The following is a 24,937-nucleotide window of genomic DNA, read 5'->3' on the forward strand; positions in this document are numbered from 1 at the left end:
AGATTAACAGCTTCCGCGGCCAAAAGTAAGGGGTTCCATGGATAAACATTACGTGCTCGACATTCAGTATGCAGGAAAAGCCTTTGCCCGCCTGCAGATGTTCACGCCCTGGGCGGCCGATCAGCTGGAGCAGGCTTGCGCGCTGTTCCCGGCCGCGCAGGGTTATCAGGTGCAGCTCAGCCAGGTCAGCGAACGCCGCATCGTCTACCAGAGCGGCGCGCAAGGCATCGCGGTGCTGGGCGAGTCGCTGGCGCTGACGCCGTTCACCCACGCTCACGAGGTTAAACAATGAAGAAAGCCGTCGCCATTCGACACGTCAATTTTGAAAACCTGGGCATCCTCGGTTCCCTGCTCTCGCTGCGCGGCTATCAGATCGACTATTACGATGCCGGCCGTGATGATATTCGTGCTATCAATAATGAAGAGACCGATCTGTTGGTGGTGCTCGGCGGGCCGATCAGCGCCGCCCAACACTTTTCCGGCGCGCAGCGCTATGATTTTCTCGACCATGAATTGGCGCTGGTCAAACAGCGGCTGGCGCAGCGGCGGCCGACCCTTGGGGTGTGTCTCGGCGCGCAGGTGATCGCCCAGGCGCTGGGCGCCGACGTGATATCGCTCGGCGTCAAAGAGATCGGTTTCGCCCCGCTGACCACGCTCACGGCGCAAGACGACTCGGTGCTGGCGCCGCTGGCCGATACGCCGGTGCTGCATTGGCACGGTGATATGTTCACGATCCCGGAGGGCGCCCGCTGCCTGGCCGGCACGGCGGTTTGCCCGCATCAGGCCTTCGACTATCAGGGGTTTGCGCTCGGCCTGCAGTTCCATCTGGAGGCGGATCATCGCGATATCGAACGCTGGCTGATTGGCCATGCCTGCGAACTGGAACTGGCCGGCATCGCGCCCCAGAGCCTGCGCGAACAGGCGGCGCGCCACGGCGTACAGCTGGAACAGCGCGCGCGGCAGGTGTTCGCCCGCTGGCTGGATAATAACGAACCAAGGATGTAACTCATGCAACAGACTTCACCCTTGCGATCACCGTCCATCGACGTGATCAGCATTCAATCTCAGGTGGTCTACGGCAGCGTCGGCAACGGCATCGCCTACCGCGCCCTGCTGAAAAAAGGGCTGGAAGCGCTGCAGGTGCCCAGCGTGCTGTTCGGCTGCCCGCCCTATTACGGCAAGCCGCACGGCGGCGTCATCTCCGGCGAGTGGTTCGGCGGCTTTCTCGACGATCTGATCGCCCGCGGCGTGATGAAGCGCGCCCGGGCGGTGATCGTCGGCTACCTGGGCGACGTGATGCAGTGCCATATTCTGGCCAACTGGCTGCAGCGGGTGCGCGCCCTCAATCCGCAGATAAAGATCTATATCGATCCGGTGATGGGCGATTACGGTGAAGGGATCTACGTGGATAAGCGCATCGTCAACTGCTATCGCTCACCGTTCCTGCGGCTGGCCAACGGCCTGACGCCGAACGGTTTCGAACTGGAGCAGCTGTGCGGCCGGCAACTGAGCAGCCAAGAGCAGACGCAGCACGCCGCGCAGGCGCTGTTGAACGACACCACCGAATGGGTGCTGGTCACCAGCGCGCCGGGCGTGGCGCAGCACGAAGACGAAGTGGGATTGATGCTGGTCACCCGGCAGGAAACGCGGTGCTTTACCCATCCGAAGGTCAAATCGGCGGTCAAAGGCACCGGCGATCTGTTCGCCGCACTGCTGGTGAGCCATCTGCTGCACGGCGCCGCGCTTGACGCGGCCGTGGTCGCCGCCGGCGGCGAAGTGTGCAACGTGCTGGCCGAAGCGGCGCATTTCGGTTGGGAAGAGATCGGCAGCCTGCGGGCGTTACAGCCGTAAGGCCAGTGGAGAGTCAGGGGCAGCGTGCCGCCCCTGATAAATATCAGCGTTTTTTCTTTTTGTTGAAATCCAGCTCGAAGGCGAACACCGCGCTTTGAATTTTGCGCTCCATCGCCAGCCCCAGCTTGAGGAAACGGCACGACAGGCGCGAGAAGTGCACCACCTGATCGTTATCGTCGGTTTCCTGATCGTCGTTGACTACCACCAGCTCCATGTTGACCTTGAAGCTGCCGTAGCTGCCCAAATCCAACTCCGCTTTCTTGAACTGCAGGCCCGGCTGGAAGAAATCCGGCAGCGGGCCGTCGAAACGCAAACCGACGCCGCCGGCGGACAGATCGTGGATCCGCAGCTCATAAGGCGTGCCGTTCGGGTATTCGCCGGTACAGAAGAATTGGCGCCAGTGCGGCGTGGTGATGCGGAACTGGCGGCGGCGCTGGATGTAAACCAACTCCTGCGGCAGCCGGGTCGAGCAGGCCTGGACGCCCTGATGTTCGGTCAGTTCCGCCTGGCCGACGGAAAACTCGATTTTGGCGTCGTTGCTTTCAATCACGATGGTGCAGGCGCCGTCGATGGCGTTTTCCGCTTCCTCACCGCTAAACACGATATTGTCCGGCCCGACGCTCAATAACAGACTTTGAAACCGGTGCTGCTGATTTTCTACGCGCAGCGGCGTGCGTTGTTTGCAAATTTCACGCAGAATCGCCAGAACTTCAAAACGCTCCCGTTTGATAAACAGTCCGTTATCGCTGTGCTCCACACGTCTCTCCTGACTTTTTTTCTAATGACGTATTACGTATTCCTTACGGTTATCATCTCTGGGAATATTCCTAAAGTCAAATTTGCCAGCGCTGCCAGGCCTGCGGCAGCAGGCGTGCGAAACGTTTCGCCCACGCCTGTTGCCCACGTTCGTCGGCGATCAGATCCTGGCGGATTTCGATGCCGACATAAGGCAAACCGCGGCGTTCCGCATGGACCGGCAACGTGTAGTCGGTGGCATCGGTCATCGCATAGGGTTCGTTGATCCCCACCTGCAAATCTCCCTCTTCGCGCAGCAGCTCGGCCAGCAGATGGGCAAATTCCGGGTAACGGTTAAACAGCAGCCCCACCTGCCAGGGGCGCGATGCCCCTTTGAACACCGGCGTGAAACTGTGCATGGCGATCACCGCCGTCGGCAGTTCGCGCAGTTGGCGTTGCCCCAGATGATCGTCGATGGCGTGGTGATACGGCAAAAACACCTCGCGCTCGCGCGCCAGCGCGTGCTCGGCGTCGATACCGATATTGCCGGGGATCGGCGTCAACTCGGACAAATGCGGGATCGAGCTGGCGATGCCGGGCGCCCGGTTGCAGTCGATCACCAGCCGTGAGTAACGCTGGTGGATCAGCGTGGCGTCCAATTGGCGGCTCAGATGGCGCGACACGCTCAGCGCGCCGATGTCCCAGCCGATGTGGCGTTCGATCTCCCCCGGCGGCAAACCGAGGTCGCCGAGGGATTGCGGGATCGCCTTGCCGGCGTGATCGCACAGCAGCAAAAAGGGCGCTTTGCCGCGCGGGATTTCAACGGCGGCGGCAGAGGGTTCGTCGGCGGACAATAACGGCGGGATAAACGAGTGAGGCATGACGGGCTCCGGCGGTGGAAAGCAAAACGTTTATCGTAGCGCTATCCCGTCGCCGGCCCCAAGGTCGTGCTTAGATCAAAAAGGCATGAGTCAGACTGTAGTCATGCCGTCTCGGCTGGCTGCGGCTGGTGCACCGCGATATAACGCTGATACCGCGACGGCTTGAGCCGCGTGGTATCCACCAGCACCAGCCCGTCGATGCAGTTGTTGAAAGCCGGATCGGTGCCGAAGTCGATAAACTGTACCCCGCCCGGCTCGCACAGTTCGGTGTACTGCTTGTACAGCGTCGGGATCGAGCAGCCGATATTGCTGAGCAGGCTCTTCAGCCGCACCAGATCTTCCTGGTAGTTATCCCCGGCAAACTGCGCCAGCACCTGCGGCAGCGACGCCGGATAAGGCCGGCGCGATTGCGCGAAGGCGTGGTCCGGCGAGAAATAGAGCCGATAGAAGGCGATCAGCAAATCGCGCGCCGCCAGCGGCATGCCGCCGGAGATCGACACCGGGCCGAACAGATAGCGATACTGCGGGTATTTCGCCAGGTAGGCGCCGATGCCCAGCCACAAATAGTCCAGCCCGCGCTTGCCCCAATAGGCCGGCTGAATGAAGCTGCGCCCCAGCTCGATGCCCTGCGCCAGGATCGGCTCCATATCACGATCGTAGTGGAACAGGCTGTTGCTGTAGATGCTTTCCAGCCCTTTGCGTTCGATTTGTTCGGCGGTGGGGATAAAGCGATAGGCGCCGACGATCTCCAGCTCCTCCTCATCCCACAGCACCAGGTGGTAGTAATCGTCGTCATAGCTGTCCAGATCGCGGCGGCGGCCGGAGCCTTCTCCTACCGCGCGGAAGGCGATCTCGCGCAGACGCCCCAGTTCGCGCAGGATCGGCGTGCGCGCTTCGTCGTGGCGGCGATAGAGGTAGATGGTTTTACCGTCCGGCGTTACCCCCAACCGCTCGCAGTTCGCCAGCGCCTTTTTCAGCTCCAAACGCTCTTCCGGCAGCGCGATCGGCGATTCGCTGGCGAACAGCCCCGGCTTGCCCTGGCCCAGGCGATACACATGGCGGCGAAAACGCTCCGCCAGATCCTTGGCGCTGGTGTGGCCGTCGTGCCAGCTGGCGAACGGCACGCGGCCGCCGACGCGGATCTTGATGCGCCCGCCCCGCTGCTGGAACATTTCGCGCACCAGCAGCAGCGTCGACAGCGGCCGGTAGACCAACGAGGTAAAGTAGAACAGGTTGCTGTTGCGCGCGCTGATGTGGATCGGCACGATCGGCGCGCGCGCCTTGGCGGCCAGGCGCAGAAAACCGGTATGCCAGTGGCCGTCGCGGATGCCTTTCGGGCTCATGCGCGACACTTCGCCGGCCGGGAACAGGATCAGCGCGCCCTGATTGTCCAGCTGCCGCTGCATGCCTTCAATCTGTTTGCGGCTGGTTTTATAAGCGACGTTATCCACCGGCACGAACAGGTTGCGCAGCGGTTCGATGTAGGTCAGCAGCTGGCTGGCCACCACTTTCACATCCGGGCGCACCGCCGCGACGGCGCGCAGCAGCACCAGGCCGTCGAGTGAGCCGATCGGGTGATTGGCCACCAGCACCACCGGCCCCTGGCTCGGGATGTTTTCCAGATCGCCGTCCACCAGCTCGCAGCTGAGGTTGAAGTAGTCCACCACCTGCTCGATCAGATCGAGCCCTTTCAGGTGGGGATAGTCGGCGGCGAACTGTTTGAATTCTTTTTCGAAGAGAAGGGTTCTTAGCAGGCTGCGCTGCCAGGCAGGGGTATTGCGGTGTGGAAATGCATCTTGCAACAGAGAATCCAGGCTGAACATCGCGTTATCTCCTGACGTAGTCGCTGCAAACTTAAGCCAGAGCCGTGACTCTGACGTGTCAGTTACATGACAATAAAATGAATCCATCGACTATCAGGTATAGCAAAGTAATGAAGAATTGGGAGCGAAAGACGCATTTTCGTCCCCACTTGCCCTCACATCGGCGCCGCTAGCGGCGTACGCGGAACAGCACGGTTACGCGCGCCGGCATAAAAAAACAGTGAAAGCCCGGCGATTGTCGAATTACCGCTGCGGCTTTCGTCATCGGCAGACTGAATAAATAGACGCCGAGAATTGTCGACTGATAAATAACGAATTTGCCGTTTTCACTTTGCGTTGACACCGCTTTCGCTTGCCGCTCAATCGAAAGCAAAAATAAATATAACCAACTGATAGATATAAGTATTTTTAAAATAACCGATTGCATTTCAGCGTTTCGTTTGCTGTAATTCGCCATAACTAACTGAAAGCGTTCCGGTCGGTATCGCCGCGGCTTATTAAGCCGTGGTCGGGCACGGCTACCGGTAAATCCGGAGTTTGCGTTAATGCCCAATACCGCAACACGCCGGGAATTAATTATCGACCCGCAGCAGTGCAGGATCGGTGCTTGCCTACAGGCGCTGCACCATTAGAGGGAGCGACGTGATTATCGCCGACCGTTAACCAAGGCTTTTAAGGAGTTGTCATCATGAACGCGTATTTCTCTTACGAGGCGGATTGGCTGAAGCAGCGCAACGCCTGGCACACCGCCGCAGAGATTTGGCAGCAGCCGGATCTGTGGGCCGCGCTGCACCGGCAATTGCAGGATCAACAGGCTCAGTGGCAGCCGTTCCTGGCGCCGCTGCTGGCCAATCCGCACCTGCAAATCGTACTGTGCGGCGCCGGCAGCTCGGCGTTCACCGGCCGCGCCCTGGCGCCCTGGCTGCGCGAACGAACCGGCCGCGACGTGGCGGCCTACGGCACCACCGATATCGTCGCCAATCCGCTGCAGTATCTCGACCCTGAGCGGCCGACGCTGCTGGTCTCCTTCGCCCGCTCGGGCAACAGCCCGGAGAGCGTGGCGACGGTGGAGCTGGCCGACCAGCTGCTGCCGGAAAGCTATCACCTGATGCTGGTGTGCAACCCGGACAGCCGGCTGGCGCAGTATGCGCATCAGCGTGGCAACGTCTGTTCGCTGGTGATGCCGCAAGGTTCCAACGATCAAAGCTTCGCCATGACCTCCAGCTTCAGCTGCATGATGCTGAGCGCCGCGCTGTTGCTCGGCCCGGCCTCGCTCGAGGCCGCCCAGGCGCCGCTCAACGCCATGGTGCAGCGCTGCCGTACACTGCGCGAAACGCTGCAGCCGCAGGTGAAGGCGTTGGCCGCCAGCGGTTTCCGCCGTTATATCACCCTCGGCGGTAGCTGCTTTACCGGCCTCGCCGAAGAGGCCTCGCTCAAGATGCTGGAGCTGACCGCCGGCCGCATCGTTACGCGCTACGACTCGCCGCTCGGCCTGCGCCACGGCCCGAAATTCATGGTCGACGGCCAGACGTTGGTGGTGCTGATGTTCTCCCGCGACGACTACGCCCGCCAGTATGACCGCGATCTGTGGAACGAACTGCAGCGCGACGGGCTGGCGATGCAGTTGGTCGGGTTGACCGGCGAGCGCCAACCCCTGTCCGATGCCCTGCTGCCTATGCACGACGCGGCCGACGATATCTGGCTGCTGTTCCCGTATCTGCTGTTTACCCAGATGCTGGCCTTCGAGAGTTCGCTGGCGCTGGGGCTGACCCCGGACAATCCTTGCCCGACCGGCGAGGTCAACCGGGTGGTGAAAGGCGTGACGATTTACCGTTTTCCTTCCCCGGTGCTGTAAGGAGATCCCATGTATCTGATAGCCAACCGAGAAATGCTGCTCAAGGCGCAGCGTCAGGGTTACGCCGTCCCGGCGTTTAACGTCCACAATCTGGAAACCGTGCAGGTGGTGGCGGAAACCGCCGCCGAACTGCGCTCCCCGGTGATCATGGCCGGCACGCCCGGCACCTTCAGCTATGCCGGCACCGACTACCTGATCGGCATTTGCCAATCTGCCGCGCACCGCTACGATCTGCCGTTGGCGCTGCATCTGGATCATCACGAAGCGCTGGACGACATCGAGCACAAGGTGAAAAGCGGCATCCGCTCGGTGATGATCGACGGTTCGCATTTGCCGTTCGAGCAGAACATCGCCAAGGTGGCCGCCGCAGTGGCCCTGTGCCATCGCTACGGCGCCAGCGTGGAAGCGGAGCTGGGGCGCCTGGGCGGGCAGGAAGACGATCTGATCGTCGATACGGCGGACAGCTTCTATACCGATCCGGCGGCGGCACGCGAGTTCGTCGCCGCCACCGGCATCGATTCGCTGGCGGTGGCGATCGGTTCCGCCCACGGCCTGTATCACGGCGAGCCGAAGCTGGACTTCGAGCGCCTGGCGCTGATCCGCGAACAGGTGGACGTGCCCCTGGTGCTGCACGGTGCCTCCGGCATTCCGGAGGCGATGGTCAAGCGCTCGATTTCGCTCGGCGTCTGCAAGGTCAACATCGCCACCGAATTGAAAATCGCCTTTGCCGATGCGGTAAAAAGCTACTTTTCACAGCACCCGGATGCCAATGACCCGCGCAAATACATCGTCCCCGGCAAGCTGGCGATGAAAGAAGTTGTGGCGGAAAAGATCCGCATCTGCGGCAGCAGCGGTATGCTGTAACCCCCCGCTCGCCCCCGGTTCCTGCGGTTGCGCCACGGGGGCGAAAACATCCCGCCCTTTCCCGCTCTCCTGAGAGAACGATCACAGCCTTTTTACCCTGTTCGCGCCGGAAATCATTAAGCAGCCTTCACTATGATCCAAATCATGGTTTTACCCACCCTACCTCCTTATTATCAAATTCATTGAATGCAGGCAGTAGGATTTTTGCCTATTCGTTTTTATTTTGCCAGGCGAAATAGCTTATTTTATGAAAACAAGGGTGCTTGTCTTTTAATTGGCAGTGTTTTTTACTCTGAGAGGAACAGCGTATGAACCATTACTTAACCGTATTAAGCGCATTGGTCATTCTGCCCTTCGCTCTACAAGCAAAACCGCTTTCCGGCAGCCAGGTCGCCTCCGGTATAGTGCGCTTCACCGGCGCCATTACCACCCCGACCTGCACCATCACGCATCAGGATGAACAGCTTGTCTCCAACTGCTTCGGCAAAGTGACCGAATATCAGAACGGATATATTTCCTCTTCGTTAAAAGAGATGCCAAAAGAATTAGTCTCTGCCGTCAGCAGTGAAATGGTGAATAACGATCCCCATTTAAAGCGCGTGACCATCAGCTATAAGTAACGCCAACGCGTTAATGCCTGGTGAAATAATAAACAGAACACAGCTTGCCTTGATTACTTATAAATTTATTTTATAAATTCATCGGGCAATGACTCCCCGTATTTCCCTGATCCGGCTATTTGGGCAATCCTGCGGTTGCCCATCAGCATGTCCGAAATCCGCCATCGCTTCCCCCGCTTTCATGCGATAATCGCCATACCAAACCGAGGAGTGATCCAGATGCAGACTTTTTTGATTGATCGTACCGCCACGCCGGTGGGAGAACTGGTGCTGATTGCCGATGAACAGGGGCGCCTGCGGGCGATTGACTGGACCGATCACGAAGCGCGCCTGATGAAGCTGCTGAATACCCACTACCGCGCCGATCGCTTCACCCTGCGCGAGCAGCGCGATCCCGGCGGCCTGACCGATGCGATGCAACGCTATTTCGCCGGTGAGCTGAGCATTATCGATCGGCTGCCGGTGATGACCGCCGGCACCGAGTTCCAACGCACCGTATGGCAACAGCTGCGCCAAATCCCGTGCGGCGAGATCCTGACCTACGGCCAGCTGGCGCAACGCATCGGCCGTCCTACCGCCTCGCGCGCGGTCGGCATGGCTAACGGTTCGAATCCGATCAGCATCGTGGTGCCCTGCCACCGGGTGATCGGTTCGCAGGGCGCGCTGACCGGCTATGCCGGCGGCGTACAGCGCAAGCAGTGGCTGTTGCAGCATGAAGGCTACCTGCCGAAAAGTTTACTGTAGCCGCGGCGATAAGCTCATCCAGCGCCATTGTTTGGCGCTGCTTAATAAAGCACGTTGCTCTACGCCGCGCACGTGCCCGCTTTGGCACTATCAATAACTTGTGTGAATAAAACGCATAAGTCACAAATAATACTCATAACTTCAGTCCCATACAGAATAATCGGCGGCATGTGTGCGTAAAATTCGCACACAATACCCCTATTCATGCTAATGCCACCCTTATCAGCTGCTGCAAAAGATGTTAAAATTGACTCATATCAATTATTGAATGAGCGTAATCTATGATCCCGGAAAAACGCGTGATTCGTCGTATCCAGTCTGGTGGTTGTGCGATCCATTGCCAGGACTGCAGCATCAGCCAGCTGTGCATTCCTTTCACCCTTAATGCCCACGAGCTGGACCAGCTCGACAACATTATCGAGAGGAAAAAGCCCATCCAGAAAGGCCAGACCCTGTTCAAGGCCGGTGACGAGCTGAAGTCGCTGTACGCGATCCGTTCCGGGACCATCAAAAGCTATACCATCACCGAGCAAGGCGACGAGCAGATCACCGGCTTCCACCTCGCGGGCGATCTGGTGGGCTTCGACGCTATCGGCGGCCTGAAGCACCCGAGTTTTGCCCAGGCACTGGAAACCTCGATGGTGTGTGAGATCCCGTTCGAAACCCTCGACGATCTGTCCGGCAAAATGCCTAACCTGCGTCAGCAGATCATGCGGCTGATGAGCGGCGAGATCAAAGGCGACCAGGACATGATCCTGCTGCTGTCGAAGAAAAACGCCGAAGAACGCCTGGCGGCGTTCGTTTACAACCTGTCGCGCCGCTTCGCGGAGCGCGGCTTCTCACCGCGCGAGTTCCGTTTGACCATGACCCGCGGCGACATAGGCAACTACCTCGGACTGACGGTGGAAACCATCAGCCGCCTGCTGGGCCGCTTCCAGAAAAGCGAAATCCTCAGCGTGAAAGGCAAATACATCACCATCGAAAACGCCGACGCCCTGTCGGTGCTGGCCGGTACGCCACGCATCAACGTGTCCGTTAACGCCTGATCCCCCTGCCGGATCAACATTTCACTGAAATTGTTGATCCGGCGCCGCTTCTGTTGTTGTTCTGTTTTTCAATGTTGGGTTACTCTGTAAATTAACAGACTGTTGATTTCAGCTGTAAGGAGGCCCTATGGCGAAGTATCAGAATCTTCTGGTGGCTATTGACCCCAATCAGGACGACCAGCCGGCATTGCGCCGCGCCGTGTACCTGGTGAAACGGAACGGCGGGCGCATCAAAGCCTTCCTGCCCATTTATGACTTCTCTTACGAAATGACGACCCTGCTCTCCCCGGACGAAAGAACGGCGATGCGGCAAGGTGTGATCAGCCAACGCGCCGCCTGGATCAACGAGCAGTGCCGCTTTTACCTCAACGACGGCGTGCCGATCGAAATCAAAGTGGTCTGGCACAACCGCCCCTTCGAAGCCATCATTCAGGAAGTGCTTTCCGGCCAACATGACCTGCTGTTGAAAATGGCGCACCAGCACGACCGGCTGGAATCGGTGATCTTCACCCCCACCGACTGGCACCTGCTGCGAAAATGCCCTTGCCCGGTGTGGATGGTGAAAGACCAGCCTTGGCCGGAAGGCGGTAAAGCGCTGGTGGCGGTCAACCTGGCCAGCGAAGAACCCTATCACGATCCGCTCAATATCAAACTGGTGCAAGAAACCGTCGAACTGGCGCAGAACGTCAACCAGACCGAGGTTCACCTGGTAGGCGCCTATCCCGTTACTCCGATCAACATCGCCATCGAGCTGCCCGATTTCGATCCGAGCGTCTACAACGACGCCATCCGCGGCCAGCATCTGATCGCCATGAAGGCGCTGCGGCAGAAATTCTGCATTAAGGAAGAGTTCACCCACGTGGAAAAAGGTCTGCCGGAAGAAGTGATCCCCGATCTGGCCGAACACCTGCAGGCCGGCGTGGTGGTTCTGGGCACGCTGGGCCGCACCGGCATTTCGGCGGCCTTTATCGGCAACACCGCGGAACATGTGATCGACCATCTGAAATGCGATCTGCTGGTGATTAAGCCGGAGAACTTCAACTGCCCGATTGAGACGGATGAAGACGATGAGCACGACGACGAAGATTAACCCTCGCGCATAAAAAACGGGCCGCTGAGCGGCCCGTTTTTTTGGTTGCTCAATTACTTCTGCAATGCCCGCAGAATCGCTTCCACGCTGTCTTTGGCGTCGCCGAACAGCATCTGGGTGTTCTCCTTGAAGAACAGCGGGTTCTGCACGCCGGCGTAGCCGGTGTTCATCGAGCGTTTGAACGCGATCACGTTCTGCGCTTTCCACACTTCCAATACCGGCATGCCGGCGATCGGGCTGCGCGGATCCTCCAGCGCCGCCGGGTTCACCGTGTCGTTGGCGCCGATCACCAGCACGGTGTCGGTATCCGGGAAATCTTCGTTGATTTCATCCATCTCCAGCACCACGTCGTACGGCACCTTCGCCTCCGCCAGCAGCACGTTCATGTGGCCCGGCAAACGCCCCGCGACCGGGTGAATGCCGAAACGCACCTTCACGCCGCGCGCCCGCAGTTTCTCGGTGATTTCCGCCACCGGATATTGCGCCTGCGCCACCGCCATGCCGTAGCCCGGGGTGATGATCACCGAGGTGGAGTTCTTCAGTTGCTCGGCCACCTCTTCCGCTGTGGTTTCACGGTATTCGCCCATCTCTTCGGCGTCGCCGGTAGACGAACCGTCACTGCCGAAGCCGCCGGCGATCACGCTGATAAACGAACGGTTCATCGCCTTACACATAATGTAAGACAGGATCGCACCCGAAGAACCCACCAGCGCGCCGGTGACAATCAGCAGATCGTTGCTCAGCATGAAGCCCGCCGCGGCGGCCGCCCACCCCGAGTAGGAGTTGAGCATCGACACCACCACCGGCATGTCGGCGCCGCCGATCGAGGCCACCAGATGCCAGCCGAACGCCAGCGCGATCGCCGTCATCAGCAGCAGCGTCACCACCTGCCAGCCCACGCTGTCGGTACGCACGAACGCCACCAGCAGCAGGAACGAGATCACCAGCGCCGCCAGATTCAGCTTGTGGCGGTTCGGCAGCATCAGCGGCTTGGAAGAAATGATGCCGCGCAGCTTGCCGAAGGCGACGATCGAACCGGTGAAGGTGACCGCGCCGATAAAGATGCCGAGGAACACTTCGGTCAGATGGATGTTCGCCATCACCGGCTCCATCGGCGCGCCGTGATCCAGGTAGCTGTTGAAGCCGACCAGCACCGCCGCCAGGCCAACGAAGCTGTGCAGCACCGCCACCAGTTCCGGCATTTCGGTCATCTCGACCTTCCTGGCCAGATAGACGCCGATCGAGCCGCCGATGATCATGGCGATGATGATCCAGCCGACGTTGCCGGAATCCGGCCCCAGAATGGTAGCGAGCAGCGCGATCGCCATACCTGCGACGCCGAACAGGTTGCCCTGCTTCGACGTTTCATGGCGCGACAGGCCCGCCAGGCTGAAAATAAACAAAATAGCGGCAACAATGTATGCAGCTGTAACCAATCCTCCAGACATTTGCTACCCCTTAGTTCTTGCGGAACATCTTCAGCATGCGTTGAGTGACGGTGAACCCGCCGAAAATATTGATGCTGGCGATCAGCACGGCGATAAAGGAGAGAAAACTCACCCAGCCGCCATGGCCGATCTGCAACAGCGCGCCGACCACGATAATCCCTGAGATCGCGTTGGTAACCGACATCAACGGGGTATGCAGCGCATGGCTGACGTTCCAGACCACGTAGTAACCGACCACGCAGGCCAGCGCGAACACGGTAAAGTGCGACAGGAACTCTTTCGGCGCCGCATCCGCCAGCCAGCCGAACAGCAGGATCGCCAGAGCCATCAGGCCGTACTTCAGCCACGGCGAGGTCGGTTTGGCTTCGGGTTTGGCGGCCGGTGCGGCGGCGGGGGCCGCTTTCGGCTGGGCGGAGACCTGGATCGGCGGCGCCGGCCAGGTGATTTCACCACTGCGCACCACGGTAACGCCGCGGATCACCGTATCGTCGAAATCGATGTCGATCTCGCCGTTTTTCTCTTTCGACAGCAGCTTCAGCAGGTTGACCAGGTTGGTGCCGTAAAGCTGCGAAGATTGGGTCGGCAGGCGGCTCGGCAGATCGGTATAGCCGATGATTTTCACGCCGTTGTCGGTCACGGTAATGGTGTCGGCCACGGTCAGCTCGCAGTTTCCGCCGGTTTGCGCCGCCAGATCGACGATCACGCTGCCCGGCTTCATCGACGCCACCATCTCTTTGGTGATCAGTTTCGGCGCCGGTTTACCCGGGATCAACGCGGTGGTGACGATGATATCGACCTCCGCGGCCTGCGCGGCGAACAGCGCCATCTCGGCCTTGATAAAGGCTTCAGACATCACTTTGGCGTAGCCGTCGCCGCTGCCCGCTTCCTCTTCAAAATCCAGCTCGAGGAATTCCGCGCCCATGCTCTGCACCTGCTCTTTCACTTCCGGGCGGGTGTCGAAGGCGCGTACGATGGCGCCGAGGCTGCCCGCGGCGCCGATCGCCGCCAGGCCGGCCACGCCGGCGCCGATGATCATCACCTTGGCCGGCGGCACTTTGCCCGCGGCGGTGATCTGGCCGGTGAAGAAACGGCCGAACTCATGCGCCGCTTCGACGATCGCGCGGTAGCCGGCGATGTTGGCCATCGAGCTCAGCGCGTCCATCGACTGGGCGCGCGAGATGCGCGGCACCGAGTCCATCGCCAGCGCGGTGACGTTGCGCGCCGCCAGCTTGGCCATCAATTCGGGGTTTTGCGCCGGCCAGATAAAGCTGACCAGCGTGCTGCCTTCGCGCATCAAGGCGATCTCGTCGTCTTGCGGCGCGTTGACTTTCAGAATCAGATCCGACTGCCACACTTCGCTTTCGTCGACCAGCGCCGCGCCGGCGGCCTCGTAGGCGACGTCCTCAAAACTGGCCAGTTTGCCCGCCCCGCGTTCAATCGCGACGGTAAAACCCAGCTTCAGCAGTTGTTCCACCGTTTTTGGCGTGGCTGCGACCCGGGCTTCATTGGCCAACCGCTCTCTTGGTACACCAATACGCATAATGTTCCCTTCTCACCTGTCTTGGATGATGTTTATTATTTTCCTGCCCATAGCACGGCGTCACCGGCGGGCGTGGCATTAACTTGCCCGCACTGATTTCAGACGCCAACTATAACCTACTGAAAATAAGGTCGATGATCCATAATTGCTTACGCATTCAGCTCTGTTTTTACATAAAAACGCCGCGCGTGATATGACAAATCGCAATTTACTGTGAAAAAATCCATACAGAACAGCGCATTCTGCGTGAAAAGAGATTTACGCCCGGCGTAACGATTTATGGCCATGCGCGGTGTAAAAGCATAAAAGTTATCATTTTGTGAATAATTAACATTAATGACACCAAAGCCGTTATTATGGAAACTTATGGCTATGGCGCCATCCGTGCGCCCGGCGTCACCATCGGCGATTTGTCGCACGGGATAACATAAAATGCTGAGACAGTTTTCAGAATTACATGTAATAATCGACGGCTGAATTACACTTAAACAGTTCAGTACGTTATAAACGTTAATGCGCTAGGCGAAAGGATTTTTTATGAAGCTGAAGACCACGATCATCGCGTCAGCCTTGTTATCACTCACCGCGCTGTCTGCTCATGCGGCGCAAGAGTTAACTCCTGAGAAAGCAGCGGCGCTGAAGCCGTTTGATCGCATCACGATTACCGGCCGCTTCAATGCCATCAATGAAGCCGTCGACGCCGTATCCCGCCGTGCAGACAAACTGGGTGCCGATTCCTTCTATATCCAGGACAGCAACAACAGCAACAACGGCGGCAACTGGCGCGTCACCGCAGACCTTTATCATAAAGATGCGCCAGAAGTGAGCAAAACACCAAAATACCGCGTATTTAACGGCGTGAACGAACTGCCTAAAGAGGAAGCCTATCTGCTGGAGCCTTACGATACCGTGAGCGTCAGCGGTTTCTACCGCAGCCAGCCGGACATCAATGACGCTATCTCCAAAGAAGCGAAGAAAAAAGGCGCCGCCTCGTTCTTCATCGTGCGCCAGGTTGACGCCAACTCCGGCGGCAACCAGTTCGTTACCGCCTACATCTATAAGGCCGATGCGCCAAAACGCCGCGTGCAGAGCCCGGATGCCATTCCGGCCGATTCTGACGCCGGCCGCGCCGCGCTGGCCGCCGGCGGCGCCGCTGCCGCGAAAGTCGAAATTCCTGGCGTCGCGTCTTCCGGTTCGCCAAGCCGCGAAGTGGGCCGTTTCTTTGAAACCCAGTCTTCTACCGGCCAACGCTATACCGTCACGCTGCCTAACGGCACCAAGATCCAGGAAGTGAACAACGTGACCGCCGCGCAGATGGTGCCGTTCGATTCCGTCACCTTCACCGGCCACTTCAACAGCATGACCGATGTCTCCACCGAAGTGGCGAAACGCGCGGCCGAGAAAGGCGCCAAGTACTACCACGTCACCCGCCAGTGGCAGAACAAGAGCGGCGGCAACCTGACCGTCAGCGCCGATCTGTTCAAATAAAACCCGCTTTTCGGTTTACCATCGGGCAGCCCTTGAGCTGCCCGTTTTTATTGCCGCTTTTTTCATCGCGCGTTGAATAGTTTTTTGTAAATTCCGCATATTCAATCATTGCATCTCTAATCATCCCTCCGTAAAATTTGCGCCAATTTTTAGGGCTATTGTCTATTCGCGCAGTGGTAGTTAATACATTGTTGCCACCAAGCAGTTCCCTTCCAGTTGTTTATTCTGCGTTCAGGATCCGTCATTGGAAAAAAAACTCGGTCTTACCGCGCTAACCGCTTTGGTGCTCAGCTCAATGCTGGGTGCCGGCGTGTTCAGTCTGCCGCAAAACATGGCGCAGGTCGCCAGCCCCGCCGCGCTGCTGCTGGGTTGGGGGATCACCGGCGTCGGCATTCTGTTTTTGGCCTTCGCCATGCTGTTGCTTACGCGTTTGCGTCCGGATCTGGACGGCGGCATTTTCACTTACGCCAAGGAAGGGTTCGGCGAGCTGGTGGGCTTCTGCTCCGCCTGGGGTTACTGGCTGTGCGCCGTGATCGCCAACGTCTCGTATCTGGTGATCGTGTTCGCGGCGCTGAGTATCTTCACCGATCGCGGCGGCAGCGTGATTCTCGGTGACGGCAATACCTGGCAGGCGCTGATCGCCGAATCCGCCCTGCTGTGGATCGTACACGCGCTGGTGCTGCGCGGCGTGCAAACCGCCGCCAGCATCAATCTGGCGGCCACCCTCGCCAAGCTGTTGCCGCTGGGCATGTTCGCCGTTCTGGCGGCGATCGCCTTTAAAATGGACGTGTTCACGCTGGATTTCAAAGGCATCGCCCTCGGCAAGCCGGTGTGGGAACAGGTCAAGGACACCATGTTGATCACCCTGTGGGTGTTTATCGGCGTGGAAGGCGCGGTGGTGGTTTCCGCCCGCGCCCGCAATAAGAAAGACGTGGGCCGCGCCACCATGCTGGCGGTGCTGTCGGCGCTGGCGGTGTATCTGATGGTGACGCTGCTGTCGCTGGGCGTGGTGCCGCGCAGCGAACTGGCCGAAATGCGCAATCCGTCGATGGCGGTGCTGATGGTGGAACTGATCGGCCCGTGGGGAGACGTGCTCATCGCCGCCGGCCTAATCATTTCCGTGTGCGGCGCCTACCTGAGCTGGACCATCATGGCGGCGGAAGTGCCGCTGCTGGCCGCGCAGCACGGCGCGTTTCCGCGCGTGTTCGGCAAGCAGAACCGCCATCATGCCCCGTCCTCTTCGCTGTGGCTGACCAACATCGCGGTGCAGCTGGCGCTGGTGCTGATCTGGCTGACCGGCAGCAACTATAACTCGCTGCTGACCATCGCTTCGGAAATGATCCTGGTGCCTTACTTCCTGGTTGGCGCGTTTCTGTTCAAGGTGGCTTACCGCCGCCGCGACAAACGCCTGATCTTCGCCGCCACCGGCGCCTGCGTCTATGGCCTGTGGCTGCTGTACGCTTCCGGGCTGATGCACCTGCTGATGTCGGTGCTGCTGTATGCGCCTGGGCTGTTGGTGTTCATGTATGCCCGCCGCGGCCATCGGGACATCAATCTGCTCAACCGGCTGGAAAAGAGCAGCATCTTCTTGCTGCTGGCGGCCACGCTGCCTGCCGGTTGGCTTATGCTGCACTAAAATCGCCTGTCAATGCGGCTGCCCGTCAGCCGCATTTCGTTTCCCCCTTCTTTCTTCTTTCCCCGTTACCCCGCTACCCGTTGTTGATCCGTCAGTTGCTCCTCTTGCGATCTTAAATGCAATTAATTATCATTATCATCTGAGCATTAACGGCAAGACGCGAGCGCCCCCTGCCGAGAGGCGTCAGGAGGCGGGTTTAGACCGGCTGAAAATGGAAGGCATTTCATGGCTGAAAAACTGCTGCACGCATTACCCTTGTTTGCCGCCTGGGAAGCGCTGATCGCCGAGGGCAACACGGCATTTAATCAGCGGCGCGATCGCCTGGCGATGGCGCACTACCAGCAGGCACTGGAGGCCGCTCAGGCGCTCGTCGCCGAGCGGCCCTGGCAAAACGCAGAATATATCGAACGGTTTGACGCACTGCATCTTTTCGAATCCGCCCTGGCCGCGCTGATCGTCACGTTCAACAACATCACCCATCTGCGCCTGCGGCAAAAGCCGCTTCGCGGCGTAGAACCCCACGTGCATCAGGCCCGGCTCGCCATCGAGCAACTGATGGACGACACCTCGCTGTGCGAACAGATGCAGCAGATCGCCGAACGGCACCTGCTGCGGTTCCGAATTGAAACGCTGCAGGCGCTGCGCGAGCACCGGCTGCCGGGAACCAGCGTCTGCGCGCCCGCAGCGAACCATTCCGCCACCGTGCATTAACAACGCCACCACGACCTGAGGGGTAATCTGCCAATGAATGAATTGAATGATGAGATGAAAAAGATGCTGGCCAAACAGCTGCCTGTGCAGGCGACCAGCAGCCCAAGCGGCGTGCCCGATATCGGCCCCAAGCGCTCTTTGCGCCTGTATGACGACCGTACGCTGATTTACAACGAAAATACCGGCGGCCAGACGCTGCAAAATATCAGGGAAGGATCGAAAATGGCCGTCGTGGTTATCGATCGCGAGGCGCTGGACGGTTACCGCTTTGTCGGCACCCCGGAACTGTTCCTGGCGGGCAAGCCGTTTGACGATGCGCTGGCGTTTGCAGAAAAAAATGGAATAAAGCCGCCGAAATACGCAGTGCTGATTCATATAGACGGCATTTATACCCTACGCTCCGGCCCCAATGCCGGAACCCGGCTTTAAAGGCAGGCCGCTACGCGGCGCGGAATATCTCGTTCATGGTTAGGCTATCGCGGCAAGTCAATTGCCTAACCATCAACGAGTGGCCGGGTTGATTCCCGGTCAGCTTTTAGGGGGAATGGTGACGGTCATGCGCTCACCCACCAGGGCGATCGCGATGCCTTCCGCGCACTCTTTCTGAATGGCCGCCAGCTGCTGCGCCTCCAGCTCATAGGGCAGCTGAATATCAAATACCGTCAGGCCCTGCTGCTGCGCCAGGTCAATCAGGCGCACGATATTGGTTTCATCGCTGACCTGGGTCGACACCACCTGCAGCGCCAGCTCTTTCAACTGCTCTTTGCGCGTTTGTGACGTGGTCACGCGCGATTTCAACACCATGCCGAAGAACGGCATCACACCATAAATAGCATCAACAAAGCGCCAGTGCTTCCTGCACGATGCGGACAGAAAATCCATATAGTCGAAACAGATTTTCTCACTGCGCGCGATGGATGCAAGGTGATTGCTGTTCATCCCCTCATTCCTCTCATGGCCAGTGTTAACCCGTGGTCTTTCAAGCCGCCGCCGGGCGACAACCTGAAATGCATTGGGGATCTTACATCCAGAAATGGATAATCATGCGAAGCTTTAACGACTTTCCGCCGTATGATGGCATAATTCCCCTATTGTTTGCCAGTCTGTCCAGGAGCTTTAATCAATGGAACACCCCAACTCTGCCCCGGTGCTGATTACCGGCGGCGCGCGGCGCATCGGGCTGGCGCTCGCCAGAGCGTTTCTCCAGCGCGGCGTTCCCGTCATCATCGCCTATCGCAGCGAATATCCGGCGATGGCCGAGTTGAAAGCCTTGGGCGCCTGCTGCATTCAGGGCGACTTTTCCACGCACGAAGGCATCTACCGTTTCGCCGACCAGGTGCGGCAGGTGGCGCCCAAATTGCGCGCGGTGATCCACAACGCCAGCGCCTGGCAGGCAGAGTCGCCGCAGGTGCCGCCGGAACAGGTGATGGCGGCGATGCTGCAAATTCACGTCTATACGCCCTATTTGCTCAACCAACTGCTTGAAACCTGCCTGACCGGCCAGGGCCAGGCCGGCGCGGACATTATCCATCTCACCGACTACGTGGTGGAAAAAGGCAGCGACAAACACATCGCCTACGCCGCCAGCAAGGCTGCGCTGGATAATATGACCCGTTCGTTCGCACGCAAGCTGGCGCCGGAGGTCAAGGTCAACGCCATTGCGCCGGCGCTGATCATCTTCAATCCTGGCGACGACGAGGCTTATCGCCAGCAGGCGCTGGCGAAATCGCTGATGAAGGTCGCGCCGGGCGAGAGCGAAGTGGTCAACCTGGTGAACTACCTGCTGGAGAGCCGCTACGTCACCGGCCGCACCCACGGCGTCGACGGCGGCCGGCCGCTGCGCTGAGGCCAAGATCCGCATGGCGCATCGCCGCGGGCCGCGCTATGCTGAAATCCGCTTTTCTTATTAAAACACGGGCATATGCATAAAATTGTTTTTGTGGAAGACGATCCTGAAGTCGGCAAACTGATCGCCGCCTATCTGGGCAAACACGACATCGAGGTGTTGATCGAACCGCGCGGCGACAGTGCGCAGGCGCGCATCGCGCGCGAGCAACCCGATTTGGTGCTGCTGGACATCATGCTGCCCGGCAAAGACGGCATGACGCTGTGCCGCGATCTGCGCCCCACCTTCCCCGGCCCGATCGTGCTGCTCACCTCGCTCGACAGCGACATGAACCATATCCTGTCGCTGGAGATGGGCGCCAACGACTATATCCTGAAAACCACGCCGCCGGCGGTGCTGCTGGCACGCCTGCGTTTGCACCTGCGCCAACACAGCCAACAGCCGAAAGAAGAGTCGGTTCAGCCGCTCACCCAGCACAACGCGCTGCATTTCGGGCTATTGTGCATCGATCCGGTCAACCGGCAGGTCACGCTGGGCGAGGAAACGATCACCCTGTCCACCTCGGATTTCGATTTGCTGTGGGAACTGGCGACCCACGCCGGGCAGATCATGGATCGCGAGGCGCTGCTGCAAAACCTGCGCGGCGTGAGCTACGACGGCATGGACCGCAGCATCGACGTGGCGATCTCCCGCCTGCGCCGCAAGCTGTACGACAACGCGCTGGAGCCGTTCCGCATCAAGACCGTGCGCAATAAAGGTTATCTGTTCGCCCCTAACGCCTGGGCATCGGTGCAACAATGAGAAAACTTTTCGTCCAGTTCTTCCTGTTGCTGTTCGTCTGTTTTCTGGTGATGGCGATGCTGGTCGGCCTGGTGTACAAGGTGACCGCCGAGCGCGCCGGCCGCCAGTCGATGGACGATCTGATGAAAAGTTCGCTGTACCTGATGCGCAGCGAGCTGCGCGAAATCCCGCTGAAAGACTGGAACAAGACCATCGCCACGCTGGATCTCAACCTGTCGTTCAAGCTGCATATCGAACCGCTCGGCAAACAGGAACTGAGCGAGGATCTGAAAAAGCGGCTACGGCTGGGGGAAATCATCGCCCTCGACGATCAGTACACCTTTATGCAGCGCATTCCGCGCAGCCACTACGTATTGGTGGTCGGCCCCATTCCTTATCTGTTCTATCTGCATCAGATGCGCCTGCTGGATCTGGTGTTGCTGGTGTTTATCGGCATGTCGCTGGCGCTGCCGGTGTTTCTGTGGATGCGGCCGCACTGGCAAGACCTGCTCAAGCTGGAAAACGCCGCCCAGCGGCTCGGTGCCGGGCATCTGGATGAACGCACCCACTTCGATCCCACCTCCAGCCTGAGCCGGCTCGGCGTGGCGTTCAACCAGATGGCCGACAACGTCAATACCCTGATCGCCAGCAAGAAACAGCTGATCGACGGCATCGCGCACGAGCTGCGCACGCCGCTGGTGCGGCTGCGTTACCGGCTTGAAATGAGCGATAACCTGTCCGACAGCGAGCAGCAGGCGCTGAACCGCGATATCGGCCAGTTGGAGTCGCTGATCGACGAACTGCTGACCTATGCCCGTCTGGACCGTCCGCAGGTTGCGTTAAACATTGAACCCATCGATCTGCCAAAGTGGCTCGAGGACAAGGTCGATGATATCCGCCTGATCCATCAGGATCGCGACATCCAGCTCGATATCCCGCACGTCGGCGACTTCGGCGGCGTCGATCTGCGCCTGATGGAGCGCGTGCTCGACAACCTGGTCAACAACGCGCTGCGCTATTCCGAACAGCGGCTGCGCGTTGGCCTGTGGTTTGACGGCGACCTCGCCTGCTTGCAGGTCGAGGATGACGGGCCGGGTATCCCGCCGGAAGAGCGCGAACGGGTGTTTGAACCTTTCGTCCGTCTCGATCCCAGCCGCGATCGCGCTACCGGCGGTTGCGGGCTGGGGCTGGCCATCGTCCATTCCATCGCCGTCGCCCACCAGGGACAGGTGTTCGTCGAAGGCAGTTCGCTCGGCGGCGCCAGCTTCCGTTTCTGCTGGCCGGTGAAGCCGACATTCAGTTTAAAAGCCGATCTGGCGTAATGCCGCCAGACCTTCTCATTGGAGCCGAATAATAATGACATCTGCACATTCCAACACGTCTGCTTACGATCACCTGCGCGCCCTGTTCAGCCGGCTGTCGCGTTTCGGCCACCTGTCTGCCATCGCCGGTTGGGACATGCAAACCATGATGCCGCCGGGCGGCAGCAAGGCGCGCTCCGAAGCGCTGGCCGAGCTGAGCGTGCTGCAGCACCAGATTTTAACGGCACAAAGCACCGGCGCGCTGTTGGATCGCGCGCAGCAAGAGACGCTGGACGAAATCGACCGCGCCAACCTGCGCGAAATGCGCCGCCAATATGAAGACGCCGTGCTGCTGCCGGCCGCGCTGGTCGAAGCCAAATCGCTGGCCGGCGCGCGCTGCGAACACGCCTGGCGCGCCCAGCGCCCGGCCAACGACTGGGACGGCTTCGCCGACAACCTGCGCGAAGTGGTCAAGCTCAGCCGGGAAGAAGCGCAGATCCGCGCGCAGGCGGCCGGCACCAGCCGTTACGACGCCCTGCTAAACCTGTATGAACCGGGCATGCGCAGCAGCGATCTCGACCGCATCTTCGGCGATTTGAAAACCTGGCTACCGGATCTGCTGCAGCGCGTGGTGGCCAAACAGGCTAACGAGCCCTGCCAGGCGCCGCAGGGTCCGTTCAATGTGGACACCCAGCGCCAGCTTAGCCTCAGCGTGATGAAGCTGCTCGGTTTCAACTTCGACAACGGCCGCGTCGACGTCAGCGCCCACCCGTTCTGCGGCGGCGTGCCGGAAGATGTGCGCATCACCACGCGTTACAACGAGAAAGAGTTTTTGACCGCGCTGCTCGGCATCGTGCACGAAACCGGCCACGCCCGCTACGAGCAGAACCTGCCGCGCGATCTGCTCGGCCAGCCGGTCGCCCTGGCTCGTTCCACCGCTATCCATGAATCGCAAAGCCTGCTGTTCGAAATGCAGCTGGCGCGCGGCAATGAATTCCTGAAGATCTTGCGTCCGTTGGTCACCGCGCAGTTTGGCGAACAGCCGGCGCTGGAAGAGGCCAACTTTATTCGCCTCAACCAGCGCGTTAAACCGGGCCTGATCCGCGTCGACGCCGACGAGGTGAGCTATCCTGCCCACGTCATCCTGCGCTACGAAATTGAAAAAGCGCTGATCGAAGGCGATATCGAGGTGGAAGACATTCCGGCGCTGTGGAATGAGAAGATGCAGGCTTACCTCGGCCTCGACACCATCGGCAACTACCGCAACGGCTGCATGCAGGATATTCACTGGACCGACGGCGCCTTCGGCTACTTCCCGACGTACACCCTCGGCGCGATGTACGCCGCGCAGCTGTTCCACAGCGTGCGTCAGGCCCTGCCTTCGCTGAGCGAAGATATCGCCGCCGGCAACCTGCAGCCGCTGTTCCACTGGTTGCAGCACAACATTTGGCGCCACGGCAGCCGTTTCCCGACCGAAACGCTGATCGCCAACGCGACCGGCGAAGCGCTCAATCCACGCTACTTCCGTCAGCATTTGGAAACCCGCTACCTGTAATCTCTCCTGGCGCGGCCCCGGCCGCGCCCTTTTCCCGCCTGCATGACCGGATAATGTTTCATAGCGCGCATTCTTTGCCGACAACGCCTTGGCCACAGAGTGGCGGCTGGCTACTCACCATAAGTATGTTGTAACTAAAATGGCAAAAAAAGCCGGGCTTTCCGGCCTCTCATCCCAGCGCATGACGGGCGATCATCGCCGCCAGCTGCGGCCTCAATGGCGCGGGCAGGTCATGCCCCATGCCCGGCATGATATGCAATTTGGCGTTGGCGACCGCACGAGCGATCGCAACCCCACCCGCCTTGCGCACCAGCCGATCGCGATCGCCGTGAATAACCAGCGTCGGCGCGGCTATGCGCCGGCTATAACGACGCAGATCGCCGCTGCCGAGCAACGCGGAAAGTTGCCGCTGCATGCCTTCCGGATCCACGTCTCGCTTCAGCAACCGCGTCACTAGCGTATCCAGCTCCGCCTCCTCCGGCGGATAAAATCGGGTGCCGAGCGCGCGCAGGAAGGTTTTCATCCCCTCGTGGCGCTGCTGCAGCGTCAAATCGGCCGCAGGCCGGCGCACCAACAGCCATAGCAGCGAAGGGGCCGGCGGCGGTAACAGCGGTTGATTGGTGCTGGAGAACAAGATGCATAACGAGGCGACGCGTTGCGGGTATTCGGCGGCCAGCACCTGGGCGATCATCCCCCCCATCGAAGCGCCCAGTACGTGAGCCTGCGGAATGCGTAAGTGATCGAGCAGATGCGCCGCGTCCGCCGCCATGTCCGCCAGGGTATAAGGCACCGGCGTTTGCCAACCGAGCTGGGCGCGCAACATCAGCAGCCACAACGGCTGCGTACGTTGTGCCTGCGTTTTGCCGGAAAGGCCGACGTCTCGGTTGTCATAGCGGATCACCCGAAATCCCTTGGCCACCAGGGCGCGGCAGAAGTCGTCAGGCCACAGCAAAAGCTGTGCGCCGATCCCCATGATGAGCAGCAGCGGCGGGTGCGCCTCATCACCCCAGTCCTCATAGGCCAGCGGCACCTCGCCCTGTTCGGTCACGCCACAACGAATTGATATCTCGTTCATGTTAAATCCTTTTTACCGTGCCTGGCGGTCATTATAACAGCAATCCCA

The 24,937-nt window shown here is 59.6% G+C and carries 26 protein-coding genes; 17 read left to right on the forward strand and 9 right to left on the reverse strand.

Annotated features, from left to right (window positions below; translation table 11 throughout):
* The first annotated feature begins 37 nt into the window (after positions 1–37).
* From ACJ8IN_RS06635 to pdxY, 3 genes are read left to right on the forward strand one after another with little or no spacing between them, the layout of a single operon-like run.
* Entirely contained in the window at positions 38–292 is a 255-nt protein-coding gene (locus tag ACJ8IN_RS06635; protein ID WP_033634636.1) for a hypothetical protein, read from the forward strand.
* A complete protein-coding gene (locus ACJ8IN_RS06640; protein WP_060420897.1) occupies positions 289–1,005 on the forward strand; it encodes a glutamine amidotransferase in 717 nt (238 codons plus the stop codon). Before ACJ8IN_RS06635 ends, ACJ8IN_RS06640 begins: the two co-directional genes overlap by 4 nt.
* Positions 1,006–1,008: 3 nt before the next feature.
* Positions 1,009–1,851, forward strand: coding sequence for a pyridoxal kinase (pdxY, locus tag ACJ8IN_RS06645; RefSeq protein ID WP_308325751.1), 843 nt, complete (start codon positions 1,009–1,011; stop codon positions 1,849–1,851).
* 43 nt (positions 1,852–1,894) lie between these two features.
* Here the strand turns inward: pdxY and ACJ8IN_RS06650 are convergent, their stop codons facing one another.
* From ACJ8IN_RS06650 to ACJ8IN_RS06665, 4 genes are all read right to left on the reverse strand, one after another.
* A complete protein-coding gene (locus ACJ8IN_RS06650; RefSeq protein WP_033634639.1) occupies positions 1,895–2,608 on the reverse strand; it encodes a flagellar brake protein in 714 nt (237 codons plus the stop codon).
* Between the two features lie 76 nt (positions 2,609–2,684).
* Positions 2,685–3,467, reverse strand: a complete 783-nt coding sequence (locus ACJ8IN_RS06655) for an N-formylglutamate amidohydrolase (RefSeq protein ID WP_033634640.1) — start codon at positions 3,465–3,467, stop codon at positions 2,685–2,687.
* Between the two features lie 101 nt (positions 3,468–3,568).
* Positions 3,569–5,290 carry an ornithine lipid synthase OlsF gene (gene olsF / locus ACJ8IN_RS06660; RefSeq protein ID WP_043147518.1) on the reverse strand — a complete coding sequence of 574 codons (1,722 nt, stop codon included), beginning with the start codon at positions 5,288–5,290 and terminating at the stop codon, positions 3,569–3,571.
* Between the two features lie 169 nt (positions 5,291–5,459).
* Positions 5,460–5,717: a hypothetical protein gene (locus ACJ8IN_RS06665; protein ID WP_126192093.1), complete on the reverse strand. Its 258-nt coding sequence runs from the start codon at positions 5,715–5,717 to the stop codon at positions 5,460–5,462.
* A gap of 261 nt (positions 5,718–5,978) precedes the next feature.
* Between ACJ8IN_RS06665 and ACJ8IN_RS06670 the strand changes: the two genes are divergently transcribed.
* From ACJ8IN_RS06670 to uspE, 6 genes are all read left to right on the forward strand, one after another.
* Positions 5,979–7,145: an SIS domain-containing protein gene (locus ACJ8IN_RS06670; protein ID WP_308325752.1), complete on the forward strand. Its 1,167-nt coding sequence runs from the start codon at positions 5,979–5,981 to the stop codon at positions 7,143–7,145.
* A gap of 9 nt (positions 7,146–7,154) precedes the next feature.
* Entirely contained in the window at positions 7,155–8,009 is an 855-nt protein-coding gene (locus ACJ8IN_RS06675; protein WP_308325753.1) for a tagatose bisphosphate family class II aldolase, read from the forward strand.
* 308 nt (positions 8,010–8,317) lie between these two features.
* Positions 8,318–8,629: a hypothetical protein gene (locus tag ACJ8IN_RS06680; RefSeq protein ID WP_308325754.1), complete on the forward strand. Its 312-nt coding sequence runs from the start codon at positions 8,318–8,320 to the stop codon at positions 8,627–8,629.
* Positions 8,630–8,848: 219 nt separating this feature from the next.
* On the forward strand, positions 8,849–9,373 hold the full coding sequence (gene ogt / locus ACJ8IN_RS06685) for a methylated-DNA--[protein]-cysteine S-methyltransferase (protein WP_047567308.1): 525 nt from the start codon (positions 8,849–8,851) through the stop codon (positions 9,371–9,373).
* 281 nt (positions 9,374–9,654) lie between these two features.
* Positions 9,655–10,419 carry an FNR family transcription factor gene (locus tag ACJ8IN_RS06690; protein ID WP_033634646.1) on the forward strand — a complete coding sequence of 255 codons (765 nt, stop codon included), beginning with the start codon at positions 9,655–9,657 and terminating at the stop codon, positions 10,417–10,419.
* Between the two features lie 127 nt (positions 10,420–10,546).
* Positions 10,547–11,509: a universal stress protein UspE gene (gene uspE / locus ACJ8IN_RS06695; RefSeq protein WP_033648422.1), complete on the forward strand. Its 963-nt coding sequence runs from the start codon at positions 10,547–10,549 to the stop codon at positions 11,507–11,509.
* 53 nt (positions 11,510–11,562) lie between these two features.
* On the opposite strand, the gene pntB is transcribed toward uspE, so the two are convergent.
* The 3 genes from pntB to ACJ8IN_RS06710 all read right to left on the reverse strand — a co-directional run bounded on the left by pntB (position 11,563) and on the right by ACJ8IN_RS06710 (position 14,916).
* The gene (pntB, locus tag ACJ8IN_RS06700; RefSeq protein WP_047567305.1) at positions 11,563–12,957 is read right to left on the reverse strand and encodes a Re/Si-specific NAD(P)(+) transhydrogenase subunit beta; all 1,395 of its coding nucleotides are present in this window, start codon (positions 12,955–12,957) and stop codon (positions 11,563–11,565) included.
* A gap of 10 nt (positions 12,958–12,967) precedes the next feature.
* On the reverse strand, positions 12,968–14,497 hold the full coding sequence (gene pntA / locus ACJ8IN_RS06705) for a Re/Si-specific NAD(P)(+) transhydrogenase subunit alpha (RefSeq protein ID WP_004938288.1): 1,530 nt from the start codon (positions 14,495–14,497) through the stop codon (positions 12,968–12,970).
* A 149-nt stretch (positions 14,498–14,646) separates the two neighbouring features.
* Positions 14,647–14,916: a hypothetical protein gene (locus tag ACJ8IN_RS06710; protein WP_308325755.1), complete on the reverse strand. Its 270-nt coding sequence runs from the start codon at positions 14,914–14,916 to the stop codon at positions 14,647–14,649.
* 118 nt (positions 14,917–15,034) lie between these two features.
* Between ACJ8IN_RS06710 and ydgH the strand changes: the two genes are divergently transcribed.
* From ydgH to ACJ8IN_RS06730, 4 genes are all read left to right on the forward strand, one after another.
* Entirely contained in the window at positions 15,035–15,985 is a 951-nt protein-coding gene (gene ydgH / locus ACJ8IN_RS06715; RefSeq protein ID WP_004938291.1) for a DUF1471 family protein YdgH, read from the forward strand.
* Positions 15,986–16,229: 244 nt separating this feature from the next.
* A complete protein-coding gene (locus ACJ8IN_RS06720) occupies positions 16,230–17,621 on the forward strand; it encodes an amino acid permease (RefSeq protein ID WP_033648423.1) in 1,392 nt (463 codons plus the stop codon).
* Between the two features lie 225 nt (positions 17,622–17,846).
* Entirely contained in the window at positions 17,847–18,332 is a 486-nt protein-coding gene (locus tag ACJ8IN_RS06725) for a hypothetical protein (RefSeq protein ID WP_049233156.1), read from the forward strand.
* A gap of 33 nt (positions 18,333–18,365) precedes the next feature.
* Entirely contained in the window at positions 18,366–18,761 is a 396-nt protein-coding gene (locus tag ACJ8IN_RS06730) for a pyridoxamine 5'-phosphate oxidase family protein (protein WP_033648425.1), read from the forward strand.
* A 99-nt stretch (positions 18,762–18,860) separates the two neighbouring features.
* Here the strand turns inward: ACJ8IN_RS06730 and ACJ8IN_RS06735 are convergent, their stop codons facing one another.
* Positions 18,861–19,271, reverse strand: a complete 411-nt coding sequence (locus ACJ8IN_RS06735; RefSeq protein WP_197838743.1) for a hypothetical protein — start codon at positions 19,269–19,271, stop codon at positions 18,861–18,863.
* Positions 19,272–19,455: 184 nt separating this feature from the next.
* Here ACJ8IN_RS06735 and folM point away from each other — a divergent pair, with 184 nt between their 5' ends.
* The 4 genes from folM (at position 19,456) to ACJ8IN_RS06755 (ending at position 23,814) form a co-directional block, all read left to right on the forward strand.
* Positions 19,456–20,178 (forward strand): dihydromonapterin reductase, encoded by a 723-nt coding sequence (folM, locus tag ACJ8IN_RS06740; RefSeq protein ID WP_033634654.1) that lies wholly within the window; start codon positions 19,456–19,458, stop codon positions 20,176–20,178.
* Between the two features lie 75 nt (positions 20,179–20,253).
* Positions 20,254–20,979, forward strand: a complete 726-nt coding sequence (gene rstA, locus ACJ8IN_RS06745; protein WP_049212297.1) for a two-component system response regulator RstA — start codon at positions 20,254–20,256, stop codon at positions 20,977–20,979.
* Entirely contained in the window at positions 20,976–22,280 is a 1,305-nt protein-coding gene (gene rstB, locus ACJ8IN_RS06750) for a two-component system sensor histidine kinase RstB (RefSeq protein WP_033648428.1), read from the forward strand. The genes rstA and rstB overlap by 4 nt, the downstream gene beginning before the upstream one ends.
* A gap of 34 nt (positions 22,281–22,314) precedes the next feature.
* Positions 22,315–23,814, forward strand: a complete 1,500-nt coding sequence (locus ACJ8IN_RS06755; RefSeq protein ID WP_043147523.1) for a carboxypeptidase M32 — start codon at positions 22,315–22,317, stop codon at positions 23,812–23,814.
* Between the two features lie 169 nt (positions 23,815–23,983).
* Here the strand turns inward: ACJ8IN_RS06755 and ACJ8IN_RS06760 are convergent, their stop codons facing one another.
* Complete coding sequence (locus ACJ8IN_RS06760) at positions 23,984–24,889, reverse strand: alpha/beta fold hydrolase (RefSeq protein WP_060438616.1); 906 nt, start codon at positions 24,887–24,889, stop codon at positions 23,984–23,986.
* Positions 24,890–24,937: the final 48 nt, after the last annotated feature.

The sequence above is a fragment of the Serratia sp. CY31944 genome (assembly GCF_052169175.1).
Taxonomy (GTDB): Bacteria; Pseudomonadota; Gammaproteobacteria; order Enterobacterales; family Enterobacteriaceae; genus Serratia; species Serratia sarumanii.